Annotated in this window: 20 protein-coding genes; 15 read left to right on the forward strand and 5 right to left on the reverse strand. The window is 56.7% G+C overall.

Annotated elements, in window-relative coordinates:
- Positions 1–395 precede the first annotated feature (395 nt).
- From ACMGF8_RS29795 to ACMGF8_RS29820, 6 genes are all read left to right on the forward strand, one after another.
- A complete protein-coding gene (locus tag ACMGF8_RS29795; RefSeq protein WP_416758168.1) occupies positions 396–680 on the forward strand; it encodes a hypothetical protein in 285 nt (94 codons plus the stop codon).
- Positions 677–946 (forward strand): DUF3077 domain-containing protein, encoded by a 270-nt coding sequence (locus ACMGF8_RS29800; protein ID WP_305948579.1) that lies wholly within the window; start codon positions 677–679, stop codon positions 944–946. Before ACMGF8_RS29795 ends, ACMGF8_RS29800 begins: the two co-directional genes overlap by 4 nt.
- The gene (locus tag ACMGF8_RS29805) at positions 943–3,834 is read left to right on the forward strand and encodes a DUF927 domain-containing protein (protein ID WP_416758171.1); all 2,892 of its coding nucleotides are present in this window, start codon (positions 943–945) and stop codon (positions 3,832–3,834) included. The genes ACMGF8_RS29800 and ACMGF8_RS29805 overlap by 4 nt, the downstream gene beginning before the upstream one ends.
- 97 nt (positions 3,835–3,931) lie before the next feature.
- Positions 3,932–4,786 carry a hypothetical protein gene (locus ACMGF8_RS29810; protein WP_416758173.1) on the forward strand — a complete coding sequence of 285 codons (855 nt, stop codon included), beginning with the start codon at positions 3,932–3,934 and terminating at the stop codon, positions 4,784–4,786.
- A gap of 526 nt (positions 4,787–5,312) precedes the next feature.
- On the forward strand, positions 5,313–6,464 hold the full coding sequence (locus tag ACMGF8_RS29815) for a hypothetical protein (RefSeq protein WP_416758174.1): 1,152 nt from the start codon (positions 5,313–5,315) through the stop codon (positions 6,462–6,464).
- 405 nt (positions 6,465–6,869) lie between these two features.
- On the forward strand, positions 6,870–9,554 hold the full coding sequence (locus tag ACMGF8_RS29820) for a TrlF family AAA-like ATPase (protein ID WP_416758176.1): 2,685 nt from the start codon (positions 6,870–6,872) through the stop codon (positions 9,552–9,554).
- 559 nt (positions 9,555–10,113) lie between these two features.
- Here ACMGF8_RS29820 and ACMGF8_RS29825 read toward each other — a convergent pair.
- From ACMGF8_RS29825 to ACMGF8_RS29835, 3 genes are all read right to left on the reverse strand, one after another.
- Complete coding sequence (locus tag ACMGF8_RS29825; protein WP_210458135.1) at positions 10,114–11,340, reverse strand: SH3 domain-containing protein; 1,227 nt, start codon at positions 11,338–11,340, stop codon at positions 10,114–10,116.
- 289 nt (positions 11,341–11,629) lie between these two features.
- Complete coding sequence (locus ACMGF8_RS29830; protein ID WP_102860387.1) at positions 11,630–12,097, reverse strand: hypothetical protein; 468 nt, start codon at positions 12,095–12,097, stop codon at positions 11,630–11,632.
- A gap of 105 nt (positions 12,098–12,202) precedes the next feature.
- Complete coding sequence (locus tag ACMGF8_RS29835; RefSeq protein ID WP_102860386.1) at positions 12,203–13,087, reverse strand: LysR substrate-binding domain-containing protein; 885 nt, start codon at positions 13,085–13,087, stop codon at positions 12,203–12,205.
- Between the two features lie 104 nt (positions 13,088–13,191).
- On the opposite strand from ACMGF8_RS29835, the gene ACMGF8_RS29840 reads away from it, so the two are divergent.
- From ACMGF8_RS29840 to ACMGF8_RS29880, 9 genes are all read left to right on the forward strand, one after another.
- Positions 13,192–14,436, forward strand: coding sequence for an MFS transporter (locus ACMGF8_RS29840; protein WP_102860385.1), 1,245 nt, complete (start codon positions 13,192–13,194; stop codon positions 14,434–14,436).
- A gap of 140 nt (positions 14,437–14,576) precedes the next feature.
- Positions 14,577–15,578 carry a taurine catabolism dioxygenase TauD gene (locus ACMGF8_RS29845; protein WP_240322042.1) on the forward strand — a complete coding sequence of 334 codons (1,002 nt, stop codon included), beginning with the start codon at positions 14,577–14,579 and terminating at the stop codon, positions 15,576–15,578.
- Positions 15,579–15,633: 55 nt separating this feature from the next.
- A complete protein-coding gene (locus ACMGF8_RS29850) occupies positions 15,634–16,809 on the forward strand; it encodes a pyridoxal phosphate-dependent aminotransferase (protein WP_102860384.1) in 1,176 nt (391 codons plus the stop codon).
- Positions 16,810–16,854: 45 nt separating this feature from the next.
- Positions 16,855–18,759 (forward strand): FAD/NAD(P)-binding protein, encoded by a 1,905-nt coding sequence (locus tag ACMGF8_RS29855; protein ID WP_207166492.1) that lies wholly within the window; start codon positions 16,855–16,857, stop codon positions 18,757–18,759.
- 27 nt (positions 18,760–18,786) lie between these two features.
- A complete protein-coding gene (locus ACMGF8_RS29860; RefSeq protein WP_162884085.1) occupies positions 18,787–19,377 on the forward strand; it encodes a cysteine hydrolase family protein in 591 nt (196 codons plus the stop codon).
- 13 nt (positions 19,378–19,390) lie between these two features.
- Positions 19,391–19,816, forward strand: coding sequence for a cupin domain-containing protein (locus ACMGF8_RS29865; RefSeq protein ID WP_416758181.1), 426 nt, complete (start codon positions 19,391–19,393; stop codon positions 19,814–19,816).
- An 84-nt stretch (positions 19,817–19,900) separates the two neighbouring features.
- Positions 19,901–21,862, forward strand: a complete 1,962-nt coding sequence (locus ACMGF8_RS29870; protein WP_416760403.1) for an aconitase family protein — start codon at positions 19,901–19,903, stop codon at positions 21,860–21,862.
- 437 nt (positions 21,863–22,299) lie between these two features.
- The gene (gene ppk2 / locus ACMGF8_RS29875) at positions 22,300–23,196 is read left to right on the forward strand and encodes a polyphosphate kinase 2 (RefSeq protein ID WP_162884156.1); all 897 of its coding nucleotides are present in this window, start codon (positions 22,300–22,302) and stop codon (positions 23,194–23,196) included.
- A 263-nt stretch (positions 23,197–23,459) separates the two neighbouring features.
- Positions 23,460–24,197 (forward strand): hypothetical protein, encoded by a 738-nt coding sequence (locus ACMGF8_RS29880; protein WP_102860378.1) that lies wholly within the window; start codon positions 23,460–23,462, stop codon positions 24,195–24,197.
- A gap of 100 nt (positions 24,198–24,297) precedes the next feature.
- Here the strand turns inward: ACMGF8_RS29880 and ACMGF8_RS29885 are convergent, their stop codons facing one another.
- Complete coding sequence (locus ACMGF8_RS29885; RefSeq protein WP_115580835.1) at positions 24,298–25,638, reverse strand: ATP-binding protein; 1,341 nt, start codon at positions 25,636–25,638, stop codon at positions 24,298–24,300.
- The gene (locus ACMGF8_RS29890) at positions 25,635–26,345 is read right to left on the reverse strand and encodes a response regulator (protein ID WP_060840896.1); all 711 of its coding nucleotides are present in this window, start codon (positions 26,343–26,345) and stop codon (positions 25,635–25,637) included. The genes ACMGF8_RS29885 and ACMGF8_RS29890 overlap by 4 nt, the downstream gene beginning before the upstream one ends.
- Positions 26,346–26,416 lie beyond the last annotated feature (71 nt).

Below are 26,416 nucleotides of genomic sequence, written 5' to 3' on the forward strand. Positions count from 1 at the left end.
GTCGCTGCAGAATCAGCGAACGGGTTTGGCGACCCGAATCCATACAGGCGCACAGGCGCCCCCATTACGATTGCAGGCGCTTTTTTTGTGCCCGCATATCCATGTTATGGCGGCTGTGCGTGGGAGACCTTCGGGTCTGCCGGGGTCCTGTATGCCCGGTTCGCCAACCCGCGCACAGCTGCCACCCTTATTCGTTTGGCGACGAATCGTGGCAGCTCCTCACATACAGGAGCTACACCCATGCACGCCCTCAATCCGTCCAAAATTCGCGCCGCTGCCCACAGGGCTATGGCTCTCGCCGCTTTACACGCCAATTCCAGCCTCGCTACACGCCTCTCCCGTTACAACGCCCACATGACCAAGGCTCGCGCTCTGGAAACCACAGGGGGTGTCCAATGAACAACACCCTGAGTTGCGCCCTGCCCGAAGATCTTCTTTGCGTCAGCTTGAACGCCGAAGCCGGTGTTCCCATTGACGCCATCACCTGCGCTATTACACGCGCCGATTCCGTGCTGACTCTGCTCGAGGATCATTTCGAAAGCGAATCTTCGCGTCTCGCTAACCACGTCATCGCCGCCATTCTTTGGGACGTTCGCGGCACCCTCGGCCTGATCAAGACACTCGCCTTACACGCTGACGTTACGTCCGTTCCGCTGGATCAGAAAGGCGGTGCTCTATGACCACTCAGACCACGTTGGGCCGGGCTTCATTTTTTGACAGCACCAACGGCCAATCCCTCTTTCGAGTCAACGCCGGGGTGTCGATCGAGGATGCACTCGAAACGGTTTCGCTCCTCCAGTTCTACGCCAACCAACTGACCCTAGACGCTGCCATGACTGAAAAAAGTGAGCGCTACAGCTGGTGCGCGCTTTACCTCGGTGAAATGGCTAAAGCGCTGCTCGATGACGTGAACGATTCGCTATTTGCGAAGAGAGCCACGCCATGACTCAACGCACTGGCAGTACCTCAAAACGGCCCAGCTTTGCAGATGTGAAAAGCGCTGCCCTAAAGAACATCGACCGCGTTCTGGCTCATTGGCTGCCCCACGGCAAGCGCGTGGACGGAGGCAAGGAATACACAGCACCCAATCCCACCCGCACCGACAAACGCGCAGGCTCGCTCAAGGTCAGCTTGAGCAAAGGCACCTGGTCGGACTTCGCCACTGGCGACAAGGGCGGTGACCTGATTGACCTGGTGCGCTACCTCGACGGCGGCACAGATGTGGAAGCCTGCAACAAGCTCGCGGATCTGCTGAGCGTTTCTGCTGGAACAGCTACAGCTCAGGCCAAACCCACACCGACCAAAAGCAAGTCGCCCGAGTGGATCGCCATCCAGCCAATCCCAGCGGAGGCTATGAGTAAATGCCCGGCCAAACACCGACAACACGGCGAACCGTCCAAGGTTTGGATCTACCGCGATGCTCAAGGTCAGCCGGTCATGGCACTGTATCGCTTCGACCTGGGTCCGGATGAAGACGGCAAGCCAAGAAAGGTCTTTGCCCCGCTGACTTGGTGCAAACGCTCCGATGGCCAAACAACTCAATGGCGCTGGCAGGGACTGCCTGAACCACGCCCCTTGCTGCGCCTGGATGAGTTGGCCCAGCGTATCGACGCCCCGGTGGTGCTGTGTGAAGGCGAGAAGGCCGCAGACGCCGCGGCTGAGTTGATGCCTGAGTACGTGGCCACCTGCTGGCCGAACGGTTCGAACTCCTGGCACAAGGCCGACCTGCTGCCGCTCAAAGGGCGGTCGGTGCTGCTCTGGCCAGACAACGATGCCAGCGGTAAAGCGTGCATGGAAGCCATCGAATCGAGGCTGCTTGAGCTGGGTGCAGAGTCAGTACAGCGAGTGGAGCTTGAGGTATTCAAGCGCAAGCCCACGACCAAGGATGGAAAGCTCTCGCTTGCAAAAGGCGGCAAGTGGGCAGAGGGCGACGACGCTGCCGACGCACTGACCAAGGGCTGGACCGCTGACCACGTTGCCGAGCTGGTGCGCAGCGGTGAGTTTTTCAATACATCTCCGAATGGAAAAACCAATCAACTAGCAAAAGAAATACCAGCGGTCAAACCCACGACGAAATCAAAAAACGACCTATTACCCAGTGGCTTCCGTGTAACTCCAGAGGGCGTGTTTTACACCGGAGACGACGGCGAGTCCCGACCTGTCTGTTCCCCCTTAGATATCCTGGCTCGCACTCGTGACGACAAAGGACATAACTGGGGCTTGCTGGTCGAGTTCGATGATCCTGATGGCGCGAAGAAACGCTGGAACATTCCTGCCCGAAACATGACTGGAGACTTCGGCAAGGATGTTTTGGGCCCCTTGGTGGATATGGGGCTGCGCTTGGCTGGCACTCGCTCAGGACGCAATGCCCGCAACGACCTTCAAAGCTACCTCCAAGGCTTCGACAGCACGGAAAGGGCTCGACTCGTTACCCGGCTAGGATGGCATGGACCAGCCTATTTGCTACCCGATCAACAAATTGGCAATAGCCATGAGCACCTATTTTTCTGTGATGCAGGAGCGCAACTACCTCCCATTAGCGAGTGCGGGACACTGACGCAATGGCAGCAGCAGATCGGAGCATTATGCGTAGGTAATCACCGACTAGCGTTCGTGGTTAGCGTGGCATTTGCTGGTCCGTTGCTCCATCTACTAGGGCATGAGTCGGGCGGCTTTCACTTGTACGGTGACAGTTCAGGCGGTAAGACCACCCACCTTCAGGTAGCGGCCTCGGTCTACGGAGGCCCGCGATTGGTACGCTCTTGGCGCTCGACGGACAACGCCCTGGAGTCCATTGCCGCAGCTCACTCAGACGGTGTTCTGGTGCTTGATGAAATTGGCATGTGCGACCCGCGCATAGTTGGCGAGACGGTTTACATGCTCGGCAACGGTACGGGCAAGGCTCGGGCCAACGATCGAGGCCAAGCAGGCCGACAAGTACAAGAGTGGCGTTTGTTGTTCCTCTCAACTGGAGAGAAAACACTTGCACAACACATGGCTGATGCAAACAAGGAGCTAAAGGCTGGCATGGAAATACGCATGCTGGCCGTGCCTGCGGACGCAAGCAAGGGCTTTGGTATGTTCGACATATTGAGTGGGTTCGAAGATGCCGCCACCCTTTCAGACGCACTCAAAGCTCGCGTGGCCAAGTATTACGGAACACCGCTCACCGCGTTTCTGAAAGCTCTGTGCAAGCCCGGGGAGATACTTGGGTGGACTGCAATTTTGCGCAGGTCCCTTGAGGGTTTCATCAGCAAGTCATTACCTGCTACGGCCAGTGGCCAAGCGCACCGAGCGGCTGCTCGTTTTGGGTTAGCAGCGGCAGCTGGAGAGCTGGCCACTGCGCTTGGCATTACAGGCTGGCCAGAAGGTACAGCTACGACAGCGGCACAAGTGTGCCTTAACGCGTGGCTGGAGGAGCGCGGCGGCGCCGGGAACATGGAAGGTGATGCCATCGTCAATCGCCTGCGCCAGGTGATAGAGCGATTCGGTGAAAGTCGCTTTACACGCTGGGACGGCATCGCAGCCAAGACGGACGATCACGCACCTCGAACTGCTGACCGCCTAGGCTTCCGACGCACCGTCGAACACGGCATGGGAGACGGCATTTACACACTAGTCACCTACTACTTCTTACCCACAGCCTGGAGGGCTGAGGTCTTTAAAGGGATGAGCCTCACCCTAGTGAATCGTGAACTGATTGCACGCGGAATATTGGAGGCAAGCGCAGAGGGACGCGCAGCGCAGTCTGTACGCCTTCCCGGCCTATCAAAAACGAGAGCCTATGTGGTGCATGCCAATGCACTCCTCTCCTCTGAAACCGAAGCAGCTTGATGCTTAGGAACATAGAGAGGAACAGCCGGCAGATTTGGGCCTGGCCTGCCCACACCAACTCGAATGAACCCTCCAATTCTCCAATGGAAAACGATCAATGAGCGAATACAAGAAGCAACTCAAGCAGCACCAAACCGAAGTGGAACAACTCAAAAAGCAGCTCCCGGCTCTCGCCACCGCGGCCAAGGAGTCCATAGAGCGGTTTGAAATGTCTCGCCTCAATCGGGCCCAATATCCATATGAGCCGACTAGTGCTCACAACAACGTGAAATCGAAGATCGAAGGGCACGTCGCCGAAATCAAACGTTTACAGGTGCTGATTGAGTGGGAAGACGGTGTTCAATTCGCAACTGAAAATATCAAAACAGCACAAAAGGATAGCCGGCAAGCTCAAGCCGAGCTTCGAAAACTACAGGACAAACGCGCAAAGGTTTTAAGCAAGCTGGAGAGGCTGGAAAAAGACAGAAAAGACCAAATTGAAAAAGCGCAATTTGCGGAGCAGCAGGCCGCAGCGGAGTATGCGAACGCATTGAGCAATGGAGACGATGCAGCAGAAAAACGCGCTGAGAAGGCGCTCAAAATCGCGTCTGAGGAAGTGGCGCTGACAACAAAAGGCAAACGCGGAGCCGCGACCGTTGTGAACGCGCTGACAGTTGAAATCGAAAAGCTTGATGAAGCAGTAGCCGAAACCACGCAGCTTTTAACCAATCTCCACAAGGATCAACTAAGAGCAGCTCGCTTCCTGCTGGCCGACCGCCTGGACAAAACCGCACAGGAACTTGTAAATGTCGCAGCACAGCTACACGCCACTCGGAAAGCGCTGGGGTGGAATAGCTCACTGCATGATCTATATGTGCCTCTACAGGCTCCCATAGGCCCTAAGTTCATCAGCGAACGTACAGTAAGTGACAAAGCATCAGGGATCGCTGTAGAGCAAATCCTAGCAGCGTAATTCATGCACCTGTCATCGCCATAGGTGGTGATCTACATCAAACCGGAACAACACTCGCGGAACACCAAACGTGTTCCGTGCAGGCGGTGTTCCGGTTCTTCTTTTCTTGTGTTCCACCTCTGAAAGCCTTGTATTGCTTGGCCTCTAGCTGTTCTGGAACACATGGAACACATGGAACACCTATATTTCCCTATCAGTAGGTTAGCGCTCCCCGAGCCCCTTTTGAGGGGTAAACCATCAGCGAAAGAAAGCGCGGTAGATCGCTCCGACACAGGCAAGATCATGCCCTGATTTGTCGGAGTATGCCTCTCCTCCCAGGAAAATTGTGGGTCCTCCTAAAGGGGGCCCCCCTATACGGGTCACCGTACTCGCGGCTTTCCTCTAGCTGAGCTTTTTTCAGCGTTGTCCGTCTTTATTGTTCTTGGCTTATTCCGTGGATCCATTGCATGTCAGCTTAGAGATGCATACTCTCCATTCAAAGTGATGCGTGCGATACGCTGACCAATTACATGCACTGGATAATCTCATGTCAAAGTTAAACCATTCAGTCGTTCATCTCACCATGTACTTCAGAAACATGGAGCTTGCAATTGGAACCGGCTTTATTTATTTACACAAAGCTCAGCATTACATTATTACCGCTTGGCACAATGTGACCGGCAGACACCCAGAAACTCTTAAAACCCTTAGCCACATGGGTGCCGTACCTGATTATCTGGCTGTGAACATCTCGGTAAAAGGAGGCGGAGTAGTTTTACGCGAACGACTAATACTGCCGCTCCTTGGAGAGGAAACCTCTAACTATTTTATACACCCAATTAATTATCCAAGGATAGATGTAGTAGCAATCCCATTCGACCCAAAAGAGGAACACATTGCAAATTTACCGAACGAGAACGGAATCCCTGATCCGCTTCGCCTTTATCTAGCCGGCAATCCTGCTTACGTAAACTCCGAGCTATTCCCGATACAAAACTACTTAATAGAAAACAACAGCGTAGTAAAGGAGTGGTTCGAAAAAGTCGATGTAACTGACGAGCTATTTATTCCTGGCTACCCCATGAATGTTCAGGACCAAACCTATGAACCCGTATGGAAAAGAGCTACGGTCGCTTCATCTGTACAAACCGGCTGGAATCGGGAAAGAAAATTCTTAGTGGACAGTGCTTCCCGAAGCGGAATGTCCGGCGCACCTGTTCTTTATTACAATAGCTCTGGGCTAGTACGTTATGGAAACCACAGTTGCCAGCTTGGAAAGCCGGCTGCAATTCTTGCTGGAATTTATGTAGGAAGGATTGGAAATGGAATTAGCACTCCATATAAAATCAATAAACCCACAAAACCCCGCGTAGACATTGATGCACAGCTAGGCATCGTATTTAACGCCACAGTTATAAATGAGATAATTGAGGGACAAAAAAGAGACCACCTGCCGGCGTTCATCCAAGCCAGCACAGCTGAAATCACCAAGGCTTGCAACGACTACTTTCTAGAAATCCCTAGCGACTGGCTCTTAGACTTATCGGAGCCTAATTCTTCGCTGCGCCAAATGTGTAGCGCCGCCATTGTAGAAAAACTTAATTCCCGAATCCTATTGATTGACGCAGATGAGAACCTTATGAATTTGGCAAAAGAAAAAACCACCTCCCAGACCGATAAAATTATTAAACACGACTAATCTTGAATCTTGAATAGAGATAGTCAGTGAACTCATTAGTTCTTACCGCATATGGTATGCGGCAGCCCGGTAGTCAGGTCCAAGATCTGATAATCCTAAAGAGAAATCCCCTCCTAACAATCCGCTAAGGCCCAAGGAGCTGAGCGCTAAATGCACGTAGCTGATGCCGGCGCTCAACGGCTCACACGCCTCGAGAAGGCACAGCAGCTTATCCTCATCGTAAACCGTGATCGGTACATTCCTCAGCCGTGTGAAGCCTAGCAAACCGCGTTCAGACACAAGCTGCAGCTATCAAACGGATACGTTCACAAAAAATTTAGAAAACCACGGACATGACATTTTTGAGCTAAATTGTTTTCGGTACAGCCGCCAGTACAAAAACGAAGACGACAAGGATGGCCAAGAATGTCGGAAGCACTGAGCCAATGCATTGATCTTGAAAGTGGTTCTCGATTTTATCGCGGAGACCTTCATATTCATTCTCATTCAGCATCTCACGATGTGACCGACATTGAAATGACACCCCAAGCCATCGTTGCCACTGCAGTCCGCGAAAACTTAAGCATTATCGCTATCGCTGACCACAACGAAATAACTAACATCCAAGCTGCATTGAAGGCTGGGAGTGATGCCGGAATTTTGGTAATCCCGGCTGTTGAGCTTTCAACACCAGAAGGGCATTTGCTTTGTTATTTCCCCACCTACGACGCACTCGCTAGTTTTCACGGACGATTAGAATTGGCAGACCGAGGACTGCCAAATAGCCGATGCCGAACTTCGATGCATGCTTGCTTAGAAATAACCAAAGCTCTTGGTGGCTTTGGTATTCTTGCGCATGTAGATGGTGGGAATGGCTTAGAAACAAATGATCCAGGCGGGTCTCCTCACAAAGTAGACATCATCTGTCATCCCGCACTCCTAGCCATTGAGTTAAAGAACACAGCATCAGTTGTTCGCTACTCTCCTGAAGACGTTGATCCAGTTAGAACTCAAATAGGAAAGGAGCGTACTGCACGGTTAGGACTTGGCGAGCGCCAATACCTGGCAAGAGTTTTAAACTCCGACTCTCATACTCTTAATGCCTTGGGACGCAATGCGGCACAGGACAGAAGACTGACTCGTTATAAGATGGCAAAGCCATCCTTTGGTGGTTTACAGCTAGCGCTTGAAGAAGGCGACTCCCGTATACGCCTAGAAGACGAGATCCCAACGAGCACCCCTTTCATACTCGGGGTATCGATTGGTGGTGGCTTTCTGAACAACCAAAGTATTCACTTCAATAGCAACTTAAACTGCATTATCGGAGGCCGCGGAACTGGTAAATCCACTACCTTCGAAGCAGTGCGCTGCCTTACTGGATCCCCTTCAGATGCTGATGTTGTAGATTCTGAGGTATGGCCGCAGAGATTAGATTTATTCTGGCAAGACGAAGCTGGAGAAATGCATACCCTTTCTCGCCCGATGCGCGGTGATCTCGTCAATATCGATGACCCTCTAGATGGACCTATAGCTTTTGAAATCGATTGTTTTGGACAAGGGGAGGCCGCTCGGGTGCGAGAACAGGCGAAGGGAGACCCCTTAGCCCTGATGAAGTATTTGGACACTTTCACTCACGTGGGTGAAGCGATACAGGAAGAACAGGCTGAGCTGGATAACTTACTGAAGATACAAGGCGATATAATTAAGGCGAGAAAGAACGTAGATGCAATTCCTCAAACTCAGCGGGCTCTAACTGTCCTGCAGCAACAGCTTCAAGCGTTCGAAGCGGCAAAAGGCTCTGAAATAATTAAGCTTCAACGGAGTCTAGCCACTGAAAAGGCTCTAAAAACGAGCCTCCAAGAGAAACTAAAGGAACTGAAGTTGCTCGTTGAAAGCGACAACCTTAATGAAAGTCTTACTGCGCTGCGGACTCTTGTTGATACTGACGGCATTGAGACCGGAAAGGCCGAAGCAGCTGAAATCATTGCTCAGATGGATGTTTTTTCCGAAGCGGCAAATCTGGCCAAGACTGCCATAAAAAGCGCATACACCCAACTACACAAGACGACATTAGCAGCAATCGAAAATTGGACTGCAAAAGAACAACCAATCCGAAATGAAGTTGAAGAAAAGAGAAAACAACTTGAACAAAATGGCGTAAGATTAGACATGTCTCACATCACTAAGCTAGCTAGTGATGAGGCAACCCATCAAAAAACACTAATTAGCTTAAGAGCTTGGGAACCTCATTTAAAAGCTTTACACAAAGATTATTCAGAGGCCTTGGCGCGAAGATGGACTGCACGGAGAAAAGTTTCTTCACTGAGACAGGCCTATGCAATTAAAGCCTCTAAAGCTTTAGCTGAAGTCCTATCAGACCTTCAGGTCAAACTGCAATATATAGACAGCGGTTACTCTGAAGAAGCCGTTTCAATAATTGCTACAGCGATGACATGGCGTACATCAAACTATGTTAAGGCCCGAGCAATTGTAGAAAAACTAACTATTCCCGGATTACTGAATGCAATAACCAAGACGCAATACAGCTCGATATCAGATATCGAAATTGAGAAAGATGTAAAGCTCTTCACAACTGGAGACGCCAAAGACATCATTGCACAGCTGGGAGATCAATCAGTTCGCGCGGCGTTAGAAACATGTCACGTCGACGACCTTCCAAAGTTAATGGTAACTCGACGCATTGACGAGGGACCAAGTCCGAAATATATTCAAAGAGACTTTTCTCGCTTATCGTTAGGCCAGCAACAATCCGTATTGCTCGCATTAATACTTTCATCTGATAGCAAACGACCATTGATAATTGACCAACCAGAAGACAACCTAGACAGCGAATTCATCTTCCATACATTTGTTCCAGTGCTCCGTCGGGCTAAAGAACGTCGACAGGTTATAATTGTTACTCACAACGCCAATATTGCTGTTCTTGGTGACGCAGAGCAGCTCATAGTCTTCAAGAGCAATAGTGAAACAAGTAAAATTGTTGCTAGAGGGTCAATTGATGATATCAATGCCCGTGATGCAGCCTGCAAGATTCTAGAAGGGGCTAAAGAAGCATTTACTCGGAGAGCCCGTATATACGGAATTTCCTAATCTTTGTTGACTCAGCTAGCCCTCCGTCAAAACGCTCCCCATAAGCAATGAGCTCCATCAGCGACGAGCTACCAACAGGTAGCGGGGGCCCCTGGGGCAATGAGGCACACACGGGGGTCGGAAACCCGCGGGACTGTGTTAGCGGCAGAGTGCCCAGCTTAGTGAACTGGTGAACCAGGTGAACACACAGTTCACCAGTGCAAATGCACAAGGTCTTGAGAGGTTGCCGGGGCCCCTGAGCAAATCTGAAAGACACGGGGCAGATAACCCGCCGCACTTGGTTAGCGGCTGGGTTTTCTACGTTGGTTGACAGGTTGAGGTGGTTGACACACTCACTCAGGTTGACGGTGTCCAAACGTTCGGTATGCACAACACCACTGCTCACCTTTACCGATCAGGTAACGATGCCCTTTCCCACTGAGCATCCTTTCAATTTCAACGTTGAAATTTTAGTAAGCTGTGAAAACTTTCGCTGACACGATCACGCGGGTTTCCGACCCCGTGTAGTCTGCAAAACCTCAGGGGCCCCAGCAATTTCTGCCCCTACGACTAGGGTCAGTCAACGCGATGCTGGTCGGACGTACTTCCGAGAAACCCAACCTTCTATCTCTAGACCCTCGTGTTTGTAGCTAACCAGCAGCCAATCACGATTAGTGGTCTCAATCACCTCCAAGGGTGCATATTTCGGTAAGGTCATGATCACCTCCGATTTCATCCCTGGATCTTCACGCAGATTGACCCCTTCTTTCTTGGTCAGCCGAAAGCTCTCGGTTAATCCTTTTGGTGCATCGCATAGAGTAGTGCGAACAAGTTTTCGCGCATGCGCTAGAGAATCAAAAGCTGTGAGTCGTTCCTGTATATCGCAAACTGACTCACGGAAGTCATTCCACTTACTGAGATCGTCATAGAATGTGTGCACCGCGGTAATGAACAACATCAAGAAAACCAATGCTGGAGCTGTGAGTCCCTGTGGGCTGGAACTAGTATTTAAAGCCCGAACAATCTCGGCTTCCACATCCTGTGAAATCGGAGGAGCGTCAACGAAGCTTGAGCGTTGCTCGCCCTCCTGATAACCCTCAATAAGTGACTGAAGTCTCGTCGTATCGGTTGAGACCAGCAAATCAAAAACGGGGGACGCCTGGAGGGTCTCGAAGTTACTTAAGAGGGATCTTAGTGACCCCGTAGAGCGGTGAGTATCCATCGCCGCGATCATTGCTTTCAGTGAGTCTGATTGGTGCAATGCCTTCTCAACAGCATCAAAAGAAGCCCCATAGTGCTGACTGTAAGTCCGAGTAAGTTTTTCAGTCCAACTCACTAGGTCTTGCATTTCGCGTGATGGTTGAAGCCACTTCCCTGTAGACGCTACTAGAGCTTGGATTTCAGGAGATGGTTTAAGCATCCTTTGAGTAGCTGTTATCGCCGCGTAAATTTCGCGTGACGGCTGAAGAGCTAGATCTGTGGCATGCAAAAATGCCTCTATTTCGCGAGAGGGACGCATCATCTTTTGAGTGGCATTGATCACCGCTTGGATAGCTGCGGATGGCCGTAACAGTCTGTCTGTAGCATCAATCAGCTTTTGGACGGAGCTGGACTGGCGCAGATACTCATCGAGTGAGGAGGTTATCGATTGGTTAGGGAACGAGGCGGAAAACTTCTGACCTGGTGCGGAATAAAGCGCGGGGTTTGAGGCGTCCAAATGGATTGGAGTCGACACGCTCCGATCTTCGGAATCATCAACACATGTCCTATCCATGGATTCCTGCTTGCTCTTTTTCTCTACGGTCATGAAATCGCTCTCTACTGCTGAAAAAAATATAGTCGCAAAAAACCGGGCCGTTGAAGCGGCATCCGAGCAGTATAAGCAAGGTAATGCACAGTAGAATTTCGCTTAGCACGCCAATGCTTGTATCCCCATCTGTATCCCTATTACTAAAATAGCTCTGAAGACCTTTGTTCCTATAGAAAATTCCAGTCTCCCTCGGGCACCAAGTACATATCTCAAGATGCCGCTCAATGCATCTTGAATCCAAAAAAACCGGCCACCTGAGCCGGTTTTTTTGTGCCTGTCCGAATACCTATTCGCTCTGAATCGGCCCCTTGGTTCCGGCATCGGTATCCATCCACACATCTTCATTCTTCAGGCGTCGATCACCTTGAATGGTGAACAGCAGCGTGCCCTGACGAAATTGCAGGGCGCCATCCGTGCGCTTGGCTTTGACCTCTTTGCCGTTCACCCACACATGCTCTTTGGCATCGATACGAATGGTGGCGACTGTCGCGCCAGTATCGCTTTTGGCCGTCCATTGTCCGGCGTAGGGGGTCTGTTCCTTGGCGCTGTCAGCAGCAGCGGCGGGTGTGTAAGGGTCGGCAAATCCGGCCTTGGCGTTTTCCGCCTTGCTCTTGTGGATGTCGCATCCCTGAAGCTCGGTCATTTGGGTACAGCCCGATTGCTCAAGCTGCTGACGATACTTTTCATTGATGGCATGGGCCGGGGACTGGACAAACAGCAAAGCCACCAGTGCCGGCCAAACGAACTTGTTCATTGTGCGCTCTCTTCTGATCAAATCTCTGTGCTCAACAATAGCCCGACTGCAAACACGTGCTGGGCGGAATCGGGCTGGCAAGGCTTGTGCTCAAGCCGTCTCTCGTCAGTAAACAATCTCACTGCGGATGGCCTGTATCACGATGTTCGACAGCCGTTCGGTCAGCGGGTCCGGGGTTGCCTCTCGGCGATGCAACGTCAAGGCGATTGAGGGCAAGGCTGGCAAGCCGCGGTCGCCGGCCTGCAGAAGCTCGGTACCTGGCTGCAGGCCCAGGGCCGTGCGAATGGTGTAGCCCAGGCCGGCCTCGGTCGCCGCGGATAGGCCATTGAGGCTGGAGCTGGTGAACGACAGCAACCAGGGAATCCCTTCGCGGTTGAGCGCTTCGGTGGCCATCGAATGAAAAGGACAAGGCGCGTCGAACGCGATGATCGGCAACGGTGTTCCCGACTCGGCGCGCCAGTCGAGGTACTGGTGCGATGAGCCGATCCATTGCATGGGCAGGTCCGCCACCACTTCCTGATACCCGGTGGTCCGCTCTGCCCCCCAGGCCACGGCAAGATCCAGGGAGCCGTTTTCGATGCGGCTGAGCAGATCGCCATTGCGCGCGATGCGGGCTTCGACCCGAACATCGGGATGGGCCCTGGCGAAGCGGCCCAGCACCGTGGGCAGGAAGCTGCCCAGGTCTTCCTGAAGCCCCAGGCGCACCCAGCCTTTGAGCTTGAGCTCGGATACCGCGGTGATGGTTTCGTCGTTGAGGCTTAAAAGCCGCCGGGAGTAATTCAGTAGCACTTCCCCGGTGTCCGTCAGGGCCAGCCTGCGACCGGCCTTCTTGAACAAGGGCGAACCCGCCTGGGCTTCGAGTTTCTTCAACTGGGCGCTGATGGCCGATGTCGAACGAGCGAGCTTTTGCGCCGCCTTGGCAAAACTGCCCAATTCGACCCCTGTGACGAAACTGCGCATGACATCCAAATCGAAATTTACTGGTCTCATGACAATCCTGTTTTTTGGGACTAACACGCAAAATTATTTGATATTCGAGACGATACTCCCATGAGAGTCTTTTAACCCACAACTATTTAACTAGTGGGATTCTTATGCCTGTAGATAACGGTCACCGTTGGAAAGTGCTCGGCGTCGGGGTTGCGGCCAACGCCAGCTTTTCCAGTGTGGTGGGTGGACTGCCCGCTACAGCGGTCTATATGCGCGCGACCTATCAGCTGGACAACGCTGAGCTGGGGCTGGTCCTGGGGGTGCTCGGACTGGGCATCGCCATCAGCGAAATTCCCTGGGGGCTGCTCACCGATCGCTGGGGGGATCGTCCGGTTCTGCTGACCGGGCTTTTGACCTCCGGCATCGCCTTGCTGATCCTGGCCATGCTGGCCTTTTATGCCCCCACGGTGGTCCTGCTGGCGGCGGGGCTGTTCACCGTGGGCCTGCTGGGCAGCAGCGTCAACGGCGCCAGCGGCCGGGCCATCATGGCCTGGTTCAAGGAAGGCGAGCGCGGGCTGGCCATGAGCATCCGGCAAACCGCTGTACCCGGGGGTTATGCCTTGGGCGCGGTGGTGTTGCCCTACCTGGCTCATACCTACGGTTTTATCGAAGTATTCACGGCATCGGCGCTGTTCTGCCTGGTGGCCGCCCTGTTTGCCTGGTTGTGGCTGTATGAGCCGGACTTCTCCAGCAGCGCAGCAAAAAAACTGAGCCTGGAGAGCAGCAACAGCCCATTGAAAGATCCGAGGATCTGGCGAATCGTCCTGGCCATCGGCCTGCTCTGCGCCCCGCAATTTGCCATTCTCACTTATGCGGCGGTGTTCTTTCATGACTTCGGCAACATCAACATCACCCTGGTTTCCGCGACTCTGGCGGTGATCCAGATTGGCGCGATCGTCAGCAGGATCTGGAGCGGACGCTGGACCGACAAAAACAAGAACCGCCGCAGCTACCTCAAGGCCTGCGCCTGGTTGAGCACCCTGACCTTCCTGGCCTTGAGCGGGACGGTGTCGGCCGCCAGCTTCTATGGCATCAGCCAAACCCCGCTGGCCAGCGCCGTGATCATCGGTGTGATGGTCGTCGCCGGGATCAGCGTGTCCGCCTGGCACGGTGTTGCCTACACCGAACTGGCCACACTGGCCGGCGCCAGTCGCGCCGGTACCGCCCTGGCCATGGGCAATACCTGCGTGTTTGTGGTGCTGTTCGCGACCCCCATCGCGGCCTCCGCCCTGATGACTCATTTTTCCTGGAGCCTGGTGTGGTTGGCAGCCGCCTTCTGCGCCCTGTTGACCGTACCGCTGTTTCCTCGTGTTGAAAAAAACTACGCGCTGGAACTTGGCTCGGCTTGAAGTTGCTGTTCATAGAAGTTTCACAACTATAACGCGTGCCATACAACTTTAAGAACGGCACGCGTCGCACACTGACTTATATACGCCAACTGCCTAACCATTCGATTAACTAGTCCGATCTTATTCCATGGAGGAAACCAATGATCCCGCTATTTATTTTTGAAGCCGGTGAAAAGTCACAACTACTGAGTCTTCTTGAACAAATCCAGCTATCGCCCTACAAGAACTACGGCGACTTCTCAGAAGAAATAAGAGAGCTGCACTCCCAGGTTCCACAGCGTTTTGTAAAGGCCTGCCAAATCATCAGCGATGAACGCGCTCGCCATCAGCAGAAGATCCACGTGATCCGCAACTGCCCCATGGACCCAGTCATCCCCGAATTGGACCCCGAAGACCCAGTCAGTGACAAACACCTGAAAAAGAACAAGTTCATCAGCGAAGCCTTTCTCGAACTGTTCGCCCAACTAACAGGCACTCCGCTGCTGTCCTACGAAACCAGAAACCAGGGTGACTTCTTTACCGATGTCATCGCAATCAAGAAATACAGCGGACAACTCACCGGCTTCAGCGACAGCGAACTGGTGTTTCACAATGACCGCACCGCCCATAAAGTCCGGGCCGACTACATCACCCTGCTGGGCATGCGCTGCCCCGATGATGACCTGATCTACACCGGCTACATCGACGGCGCGGATATCGTGAACAATCTTGAACCCAAGCACATCGCCTACTTGCGTGAACCACACTTCTATACGGTTTTCGATGTCTTCTCACGGGACATGAACAAACAACTGAGCACCTCCGAGAAACACCCGATCCTGAGTAACGTTCACTCCATTCGCTTCCTTGACACCATGACCTGCGTGGCTGAAGAAGCACCGCTCGAAGCGCGGGATGCCTTCATTGCTTTCAAAAGTGCGATGACCCGCTCTCAATGCAAGCGCCACCGCATTCTCACCGGCGACCTGCTGACGTTCGCCAATCAGGATGGCCTGCATAACCGGGAAAAGATCGACATCCTCAATCCTGAGAGTGCCGCTGCGCGCTGGCTGTTGAAGACCTATGCCTTCAAAGACTCCCGCACTGCAAAAAGTTACGAAGCGTACTGGGCCAATAACCGGGCCGGCTGCGTCATCGACTAAGTTCACCGCTAAAACAATAACTTCATTATCAGCATGACCAGTCAGGGTGATTTAAATGCGCCTACACGCATTCTCCAAACGGGTTGAAAACCTTGAGCTTTCGGAAACTTACGCCATTTTGGATATGGTGCGCAGCCTGCGTGAGCAGGGGGAAGATATCGTCGATCTCGGCGGTGGTGAACCTGACTTCAGGACGCCCAATCATGTCGTAGATGCTGCCGTTGAAGCACTGTCGGACGGTGACACTCATTACACACCCAGCCGTGGCACCAAGGCACTGCTGGACGCCGTGGCCCATAAATACAAGACCGAACATGGGCTCGATCTGGCCGCCGACAAGAACATCATTGTCACGCCATCGGCAAAGCACGCGCTGTTCATCACATTGATGACCTTGCTGGACCAGGGCGATGAAATCATCATCCCAACCCCCAGCTGGGTGAGCTACAAGGCCATGGCGGCCATGGCCGGTGCCACCGTCAAGGCCGTGCCGCTGGACGGCAAAAACGGCTTCACGCTCGAAGCCGACGCCCTGGAACAGGCGATCACGCCACGCACCAAAGCCATTCTGATCAACAACCCCAACAACCCCACCGGCCGCGTGCTGACCCGCGAAGAGGTCACCGGGGTGGTGCAGGTGGCGTTGAAACACGGGCTGTACATCATTTCCGATGAGATCTACGAAAAGGTCATCTACGGCCAGGCCCGCCATATCAGCATTGCCAGCATCGAAGGCGCCCAGGACATCACCGTTACCATCAGCGGCTTTTCCAAAGCCTACGCGATGACTGGATGGCGCCTGGGGTACGTCGTCAGTTGCGAGCGCATTTCCAATGAGCTGCTCAAAGTCCATCAGCATACCGTCGGCTGTGCGGGCTCCTTCATTCAACGCGGCGGCGTTGCGGCCCTCAAAGGTTGCCAACACCGGATAGCCGACATGGTGACCTCCTATCAAAAGCGCCGCGACCGACTGATTGAAGGCCTTCAGAGCATTGCCGGCATCCAGTGCATAGCCCCCGAGGGCGCACTGTATCTGTTTGCCTCCATCGCCGACCTGGGCTTTGAAAACTCCCTGGCGTTTACCCGCTGGTTGCTCAGCACCGCGAAAGTCGCGGTCACGCCAGGCACGGCCTTTGGTGAGGGGGGCGAAGGCTATATCCGACTGTCCTTCGCCGGTAGCGATGAAGCCATAGACGAAGCCATCAGGCGCTTTCATCAAGCCTTCAGATAATTGCCCGCCCCTTTGAACCGTCATCACATACAAACAGGAGTCAGTATGTCTCTGCGACACATCACGCCTTCGTCGCCTGCACACCGTATCGCTATCATCGGCAGCGGCCCCCGTGGTCTGTCTGTGCTGGAGCGCCTGGCCGCGCTCATGCTCATGGACGCCCCGCTCAAACAAGTCATGGTCTATCTGATCGACAGCGCGCAAATGGGCTCCGGCCGGGTTTGGCGCACCGATCAACCACGCCACTACGTGATGAATACCGTCGCCGAGGAGGTTTCGTCCTTCTCCGGGCCCTTGGACGACGGTCCGATCAGGCCGGGCGCCGGGCCGTCGCTGGCACAGTGGTGGAGCTCCGTGGACCCGGCCTACCCGGGCCCCAACGCCTATGCGCCGCGCGCGGTACATGGCGAGTACATGCAATTCGTCCTGTCGACCATCGAGGCCAGCTTCACGCCGAACATTTCGCTGCAGCGCGTACCGGCGGTGGTCGTCGATCTGCTCAACGAGGAAAACGTGCAAACCCTGGAATTGGATAACGGGGCTTTTCTCCAGGTCGACAAGGTGGTCATCGCCACCGGGCACCCAACCCCCGAGTTGATCGGCTGGGAAAGGGAGCTGCAACAGTTCGCCCAGCAGACGGCCGGGCTGGAGTTCTTTCGCGGCGACTCCGCAGCCGACATGCCGCTGTCGCGAATCCAGTCTGAGCAGCAGGTGGGAATCGTCGGCCTGGGCCTGGCGTTCCACGACATCGTCGCCGCCCTGACGGTCGGTCGTGGAGGCCGCTTCAGCGTTGTCGACGGTGTCACCACCTACATCCCGTCGCACCGTGAACCCAAGCTGTTCGCCGGCTCCCGCAGCGGCATGCTGATCCCCGCCAGGGGCCGCAACCAGAAAGGCCCGAACTTTCAATACCAACCGCTGTGCATCACCCGCGACAAGATCGACGCGCTGCAAAAACGCGGTCACATCGAGTTTGCTACCGAAGTGCTCCCACTGCTGCTGGTGGAAATCAACATCGTCTACTTCGCCACCGCCATACGGGCCCAGGCGGGGCAGGCAGCCGAACAGCAGTTCAAGCATCGCGTGGTGCAACAGCAACTGTTCTCGTTGCCAGCCCTGGTCGCCGCGGCTGCCGATTTCGGCGTGAGCGACCTTCCGGTCCTGGAACTGGACCGACTGGCCAGGCCGTTCCGCGCCCAAGAGTTCCACAGCCCGGCAGACTTTGCCCGAGCCCTTGATCGGGTGCTGGAAGACGACTTGTGCAGCGCCCGCGAGGGCAACGTCGACAACCCGATGAAAGCCGCCCTGGATACCATTCGCGATACCCGCGCCCTGATCAGGAGCGTGGTGGATTTCGGCCGGCTGACTCCCCGCTCGCATCAAGAAGACTTCCTGCAGTACTACGCCCCTACCAGCCTGTTTCTCACCGCGGGGCCGCCCCTTTACCGCACCGAGCAAATCCGCGCCCTGATCGCTGCGGGGGTACTGACGCTGGTGGGACCTGAAACGGTCTATGGCATCGATACCCAGCACCGCAAGTTCAGCATCGAATCCCCTCGGGTCCGTCACTCCAGGCAATTGATCGATGTGGTCATCGACGGCCGAATCCCTTCGCCGGACTTGCTCCGAGACCCGTCACCGCTGACCAGAAACCTGGTGCGGCGCGGGTACTGGACCAACTACATCAACCAGGGGATCGACGAGGCCTTCGTCACCGGCGGCGTTGCCGTCACCCCCGGCCCTTATCACCCGATCGACCGCGCGGGCCAGCCCATCAAGGGGCTCTACGTCCTGGGCCTGCCTTCCGAGCACACCCGCTGGTTCATGCAGGCCGGCAGTAGCCGCCCGGGGTTCTGGACCGACTTTGCCCAGGATGCCCACTACGTGGCGTCCGATGCACTGCAGTTGGCCTACGCCCAAGCGCCTGTGGCAATCACTGAAGTGGCCTGATCAGCCCCTCATTTAAAGGAATGAATGATGTCTGCAAACAAAGCACTGCTGGTCATGGACTTCATCAATGAAATTGTCCATCCCGAAGGGGTTTACGCCCGTGAAGGCTATTACCAACAGACCCAGGAACGTCGGGTGCTGGAAAAGGCCGCATCGGCCCTGAACTACGCCCGCAGCAATCACCTGCCGATCATCTTTATCGTCGTTGGTTTCAACGCCCACTATGAAGGCTTCCCCCCGCACTCCCGAGTCTTCGCTCCCGCCAAGGAGCATGGCGTCTTGAAGTTGCAGACCTGGTCGACCCAGGTGCACGACGACCTGCGCCCCCGCGAGGACGAAATCGTGATCGCCAAGAGCCGGGTCAGCCCGTTCTATCAAACCAACCTGGAATTGATACTCCGTACCCAAGGTATTGAAGAGTTGGTTCTGACAGGGGTGTCGACCGAACACGTCATCCTCGCCACCACCCTCGACGGGCATGACAGAGACTTCAAGATCACCGTGCTCGAAGATGCCTGCGCGGCGGTGACCCAGGAGCGTCACCTGGCGGCGATAGAAAGAATCTCCCGCACGGCGAACATCAGCTCGACCTTCAGCTTCATCACCTCTTCTCTATAACAGGCGCATATCCATGAACCCGACAGTTTTCAATCTGCTGAATGTATCCAGCGAGCCGGATTCGATCCAATGGTCGACTCATCAACAACTGGGTCGCAGCGGCGCCAGCATTCACACGCTGTTCGAGTGCCAGGAGAGCGCCCAGCGCATTGCCCTGATCCGTTGCGAAGCCGGCGCCAGCGCCCAATCTCACCACCACCACGGCCATGAAACCTTTCTGATCCTCGACGGTGACTTTGAGGATGAAAACGGGATTTACCTCAAGGGCGATCTGGTGATTTACCCGCCAGGCAGCACCCACGCCTGGAAGTCCTCCAAGGGCGCGTTGATCTATGCCACCTGGGGAGGCACCGTGACCGCGAAACCAGCGCCAGCCGCCGAGGCCGCCAAGCATGCCGCCTACGACAACAGCGTCTATGACGGTCGGCACTTGATCTGAAACCGTCGGCCATTTCTTTTGGGGTAAATCATGGGTTTCAAGCTTGACGCAAAGCTGCTTTTTCTAAGCAGTGATCCTTTGAAAGTGTCACGGCAGTTGGGGGGGCAAACACTGACCCTCGAGGAGGCACAGCCCCTGCGCGATGACATTTCAACGGATGAAATAACGCCGATTCCGGTGCTGGCTTTCTTTGACCAGCGGCTGGGTTCATACCCTTATGTGGGCCTCAAGACGGGCCCGGTGCTGCCTATCGGCAAGGACGATGTCGCCTCCGCAGGCTTTACAGTGAGCGTGGCGGGCACCCGCTACGGCAAAGGTTCTTCCCGCGAGCACAGCCCGCTGGCGGAGAAAAAAGCCGGCATCCGCCTGGTCATCGCCGAAGGCTTCGAGCGCATCTACCGACAGAACGCCGACAACATCGGGCTGCTGACCTCCACCGACTTGTCCTTGGTGCCACGCTTGCAGGCTGGCGAGGAGCTGTCGCTGGAGGAGCTGATCGGCAACAGGGATGCGCTGTCCACGGCCATTCTGCGCAGCGGCGGGCTGCTCAACTACGGGCGCGAACATTTGCGTCAGCAGCCGGACCAGCCCGCAGAAGCATCGCCGCAGCAGCCCACCGGGCCCCTGACTTTTGCCGAGAAGATCATTCATCGGCATTTGCTCAAGGCCCCCGGCGCCGAACGCATCGAGCAGGGCGCCGGCATTCTGCTGAAGGCCGACTGGCGCTTTATCCACGAGTACTACACCGGGCTTTGCGCCCATTTGCTCGACGATGCCTTCGGCGAAAACTTCTCTGTGTACCAGCCGGAATCGATTCTGGCGTTTGAGGACCACTTGTCCTACAAGCACCGCAGCCCGGCGCACCTGCAACAGAGCCTGGTGGGCGAACTCGATGGCTTGTCTCAAGCCCATCGGGACTTCGTCGCCAAGCATCGACTCAGCGCCCACGGCTATCTGCCGGCCGAAGGCAGCGAGGGCATCTCCCACGCGATGATGGCCGAGCACTATGCCCTGCCCGGACAAGTCGTGGTCGGCACCGACTCCCATACCCCCCACAGCGGCGCACTCGGCTGCCTGGCGTTTGGCGTGGGCACCACCGACATGGCCAATGCCTTCATGACCGGCTCGGTCAGGACCGTGTATCCACAGGTGCTGCGCATTTCTCTGGTCGGCCGCTTGTCCGCCGGCGTGACCGCCAAGGATCTGGTGCTGGCCCTGCTGGCCGATAGCCGGATCAAAGCCGGCCACGGCGTCGGCAAGATCTTCGAATTCGGTGGCCCGGCCCTGGCGTTCCTGTCCACCGACGAACGCACCACCCTCACCAACATGACAGCGGAGCTGGGTGGTTTCAGCGGGATCGTCGTGCCCGATCAGGAGACCGTTCGTTTTCTCAAGGAGCGACGCCAGCTCGACTTCGTGCTCGAACCCTGGATGACCAGCGACCCCGAGGCGAACTACGCCGACACGATTGTCCTGGACTGCGATCAGATCCTGCCGATGATTGCCGCTCCGGGCGACCCCGGCAACGGACAGCGCCTCACCGACCTGACCGAGCGGGTCAGGGTCGATATCGCCTATGGCGGTTCCTGCACCGCCGGCAAGCGCGATGACTTCGATCATTATTTCGAGGTGATCAACTGGGCGCTGGAGAACGACCTGCGGCTGCATCCCGAGGTCAAACTCTATTTGCAGTTCGGCACCGTGGATGTTCGCGACTACTGCGAGGAGCAGGGTTACCTGCCGGCCTTCGAAACCTTTGGCGCGCAACTGCTGCAGCCGGCCTGCGGCGCCTGTGCGAACTGCGGCCCTGGTTCATCGACCCACCAAGAGCAGGTCACCGTCAGCGCCATCAACCGGAATTTTCCGGGGCGCTCCGGTCCAGGTCAGGTCTGGCTGGCCAGCCCGCCGACCGTGGTCGCCAGCGCCATTGCCGGTTACATCACCTCGTTCGGCGCCCTGCAAACCCGACACAGTGCCGCCACCTCGGCAGCCTCCAAGCCCGGCCAGCGCGATCCGGCGGACCGGCGACCGGCTCTGGCTCACTGAAAACGACAGGAGGCGGATTGATATCCGCCGTCCTTTCAGCGCTGCGCGCATAAAGATCCTGTGGCGCCATCGTCAGCCGTATGGCCAGCGCCCCAGGTCAGATAGCTCCCGAATGAGCCGCCGAAAAAATCTCAACTGATTACCGACTTTTCCTTATTACAAACTTGATCGAGATCAACGGCCGCCAACTGCCCAGCCCTAAAAATGACCGGAGGACATTGAACGCAATTACAGGCCCCCCTCCCATGAGTGAAGAATCCACCGCCCTGCCCGTGCCTCCCGCCCCAGCGCAAAACGCTCCGGCCACCACCAGCCCTGCCAGCACCAAGGCTGCTCCACGCAAAGCGGCTACGCCACGCCCTCGCCGCCCACGCACAACCAAGGCCGCCCCGGTGAAAGCCGCCGAAGCCGAAATCAGCGCCATCAGCCAGAAGCCCATGGCCCTGCAAGTGGCCAGCGCGCCGCGCGGTTCCAATGAAGACAGCGTGTCCGCTGCGCTGCCGGGCAACTATCCGTATCGCAACCGCATGCGCCGCGCCGAGTACGAAAAGGCCAAGAGCGAGCTGCAGATCGAGCTGCTCAAGGTGCAGAGCTGGGTCAAGGAAACCGGGCAGCGCATCGTGGTGCTGTTCGAAGGCCGTGATGCGGCCGGTAAAGGCGGCACCATCAAGCGCTTCATGGAACACCTCAACCCCCGTGGCGCGCGGATCGTGGCCCTGGAAAAGCCCTCGGAACAGGAAAAGGGCCAGTGGTACTTCCAGCGCTACATCCAGCATTTGCCCACCGCCGGGGAAATGGTCTTCTTCGACCGCTCCTGGTACAACCGCGCCGGGGTCGAGCGGGTGATGGAGTTCTGCTCGCCCCTGCAATACCTGGAGTTCATGCGCCAGACCCCGGAGCTGGAACGCATGTTGTGCAACAGCGGCATCCTGATGTTCAAGTTCTGGTTCTCGGTGAACCGCGAAGAACAGTTGCGACGCTTCATCTCACGCCGGGACGACCCGCTCAAGCACTGGAAGCTCTCACCCATCGACATCAAGTCCCTGGACAAGTGGGACGAATACACCGCCGCCAAGCAGGCGATGTTCTTCCACACCGACACCGCCGATGCACCGTGGACGGTGATCAAGTCCGACGACAAGAAACGCGCGCGGATCAACTGCATCCGCCATTTCCTGCATGAGCTGGACTACCCGGGCAAGGACCTGAAAGTCGCCCACGCCCCTGATCCGTTGCTGGTGGGTCGCGCCTCGCGGGGGCTGGAAGAAGATGAGCGCACCCAGGCCCAGGCGACGGCGGACGCGGGCGCTACAAAACTGGCCCTATCGGCCTGAGCATCACTGCAACACGCTACGGGGCGCCGACCTTGAGGTTTACGCCCCGTTCGCCACCGCAACGTCTCGCCACCTGCCCTCTTTCAAACGGTTTGATCACCCGCCGCCACTGAAACCGCCTACACACCACGGCCTCCATGACCGAGCCGTGCAGACAAATGCCATCCTTGCGCGCCGCCACGGATTGTTCATTCGTCAGCAACCCCGCAAAATCGCGACCGCGCTTGCGCGCCATAGATGCCCAATCATCAAGGACTCGATCAATGCCCACCGTTGCCACCGCGCACTACACCCAACTGCCTCCCGGCGCCATGGCCTTTCCCGACGCCAAGGACGTGTTCGTCGCCGACCAGCAGGAGCTGGCCGAGCACCTGCTGCCGCTGCTCTCCATAGACGCCAGCCTGATCAACCCCGAATGGTCCGGGCGCCTGCACCTGCTGAGCCCTATCGAGCCCGACGAGGGGCTGGTGGGCGAACTCACTCAGGATGAGGGATTTGGCAGCGAGCTGCTGAAGACCAACTGGATCGGCTTAAAGATCGAGAACGGTCGCTACCGCCTGTGCGGTGATCCACGCTACTTCTTTCTGCACCCGGAAAATGCCGAACTGCCGGAACCACGGCGCAACGTGCGAGCCAGCCTGCAACGCCACTATGCCAAGGAGCACGCCGACTACCAGGCCTCGCGTCAGCGTTTTCAGGAACTGGGCTACCTGACCTGGCCGAACGATCGCGAACAGCGCTGGACCTTCATCGACGAAATCGGTGGGGTAGCCGAAGGCTATGGCAACTGGGTGGAAACCGTGGAGTTCCCCATGGATATCGTGGAAGCCACCGATGACAGCGGCGACATCGACGTCTGGCCTTTGAGCCCCGCGGGCCGGCGCTTCCAGCACGCACTCAGCGTTCCGGCCAGCCACTACGGAATCAGCGGCGCCGACCTGATCGTAATGTTCTATGAACCGGTGGAAGGCCTGGTGCTGTTCTGCTTCGACTGGTCCTGAGCCGCAACGGATTCAGTGAGCCCAGGCCGGGATCGGCCGGCCTGGGCGCTCGAAGGACTTCGCAAGGCCCTTCAGGCCTTGTCGCAGCCTGCGGCAACGGCTACAGCGGCAACTCCACCCGCGCTTCCAAGCCACCGCCGTCACGGTTGAACAGACGCAACTCGCCGCCATGCTCACGCACGATGGCCCGCGCTGCCGACAGCCCCAGGCCCACGCCGCCGGTGCTCTTGTTGCGCGAACTCTCCAGGCGGAAAAACGGCTGGAACACCTGTTCCAGAGAATCGGGCGCAATTCCCGGGCCTCGGTCCAGCACCCGCACCCGCAATTGGTCGGCGCCCTGCTCCAGCACGATGGCCGGCTCGCCCCCGTACTTGATCGCGTTATCCAGCAGGTTGGTCATCACCCGCTTGAGCCCCAGGGGCCGGCCGCAATACACCAGGCGCGGCGGGCCGCTGAACAGGATCTCCATGGACTGGTCGCGATAGTCGTCCACCAGGGTCTGCAGCAGCTCGGCCAGATCGAAATGGGTGGCCTGTTCCAACCGCGCATCGTCGCGAAAGAACTCCAGGGCCGAATTGATCATCGCCTGCATCTCGTCCACATCACGAAACAGGCGCTGCTGCTGGTCGGCATCTTCGATGAACTCGCCGCGCAGGCGCATGCGGGTCAGCGGCGTGCGCAGGTCATGGGAAATGGCCGCGAGCATCTGCGTGCGGTCCTTGATGAAGTGCTGCAACTGCGCCTGCATGGCGTTGAAGGCGAGAATCGCCTGACGGATCTCGTGGGGCCCCACCGGCTCGATGGGCGGCGCGCGAAAGTCCACGGCAAAGCGCCGCGCCCCCTGGGCGAACTGCTGCAGCGGCTTGGCCAGCCGGCGCGTGGCGATCAAGGCCACAAGGCCAGTGGAGATCAGCACCAGGGCGATCACGATCAGATTGCGCGTGCCCTCCTCCAGGCCCCAACTGCGCGACGCCGAGGAAAACATCACCCAACTCTGATCAGTCAATTGCACCAGCAGCGCGTAGCGCCCATCCGGGCCCGGCCAGTCACTGGGCTGGTAGGCCTCGATATGTCGCTGGGGCGGTTGCAGCATGGCGCGGATGCCTTCCGAGCCGACCCGGTACTCCGGGTCGTCCAGCTCAGGCAGGGCAAAGCCCTGGCGCGTCGGCTGCCAGCGGATACTCAGGTGATCACTGCTGACCGCCGCCGCCAGTTGCGGGCGCTGGCCCGGCTCCGAGGCTTCGATCATGCGCACGATGGCCGCGGACTTTTCCAGCAACCCGGTTTCCGCCAGCGGCGGATAGGCCCAGACCCCGGCCAGTTGCACGAACAGCGCATTGAAGGCCAGGGCGGTGAGCATGGCCATGATGATGGTCAGGGCGATCCAGCGCGCCACGGTGTCCCGCAGCCGATAGCGCCACAACGGCTTGATCAGCTTCACTGACGGGTCACGCTGGGGGTGAACAGATAACCGCCGTTGCGCACGGTGCGAATCATCGCCGGGCGCTTGGTGTCGAACTCCAGCTTGCGCCGCAGGCGGCTGACCTGGACATCGATGCTGCGATCGAAAGCGTCATGGGCCTGACCCCGGGCCAGGTCCAGCAACTGCTCGCGGGTGAGGATGCGTTGCGGATGCTCGACAAACACCAGCAGCAGGTCGAACTCCCCCGCCGACAACGGAATCATCACCTGATCCGGCGAGCGCAGCTCGCGGCGGGTCAGGTCCAGTTGCCAGTCGGCAAACTTGATCAAGGGCCGCGGCACCTCGCCGCTCACCGGCCGGCTCTCCCCAGCCCGGCGCAGCACCGCCCGCACCCGGGCCAGCAGCTCACGGGCATCGAAGGGCTTGCTCAGGTAATCGTCGGCGCCCATCTCCAGGCCCACCACCCGATCGCTCAACTCGCCCATGGCGGTGAGCATGATCACCGGCGTGGCATGCAACTGGCGCAGGCGCTGGCACAGGGTCAGGCCGTTGTCGCCGGGGAGCATCAGGTCGAGGATGATCAGGTCCGGCACCTCGCGCTCCAGCGCCGCCCACAGCGACGCGCCATCGGTGGCCACCGCCACCTGATAACCCTGTTGGACAAAGAATTTCTTCAGCAGCGCGAGGACTTCAATGTCGTCGTCCACGATCAAGAGACGGCTCACCGGCGGAGATCACTTCAAGTCGGAATGAGCCGTTATCTAAAACCATTCGCCGCCCGGCGTCATTTATTTCA

The organism is Pseudomonas sp. BNK-7, assembly GCF_048072025.1.
In the GTDB taxonomy this organism is placed as follows: Bacteria; Pseudomonadota; Gammaproteobacteria; order Pseudomonadales; family Pseudomonadaceae; genus Aquipseudomonas; species Aquipseudomonas danubii.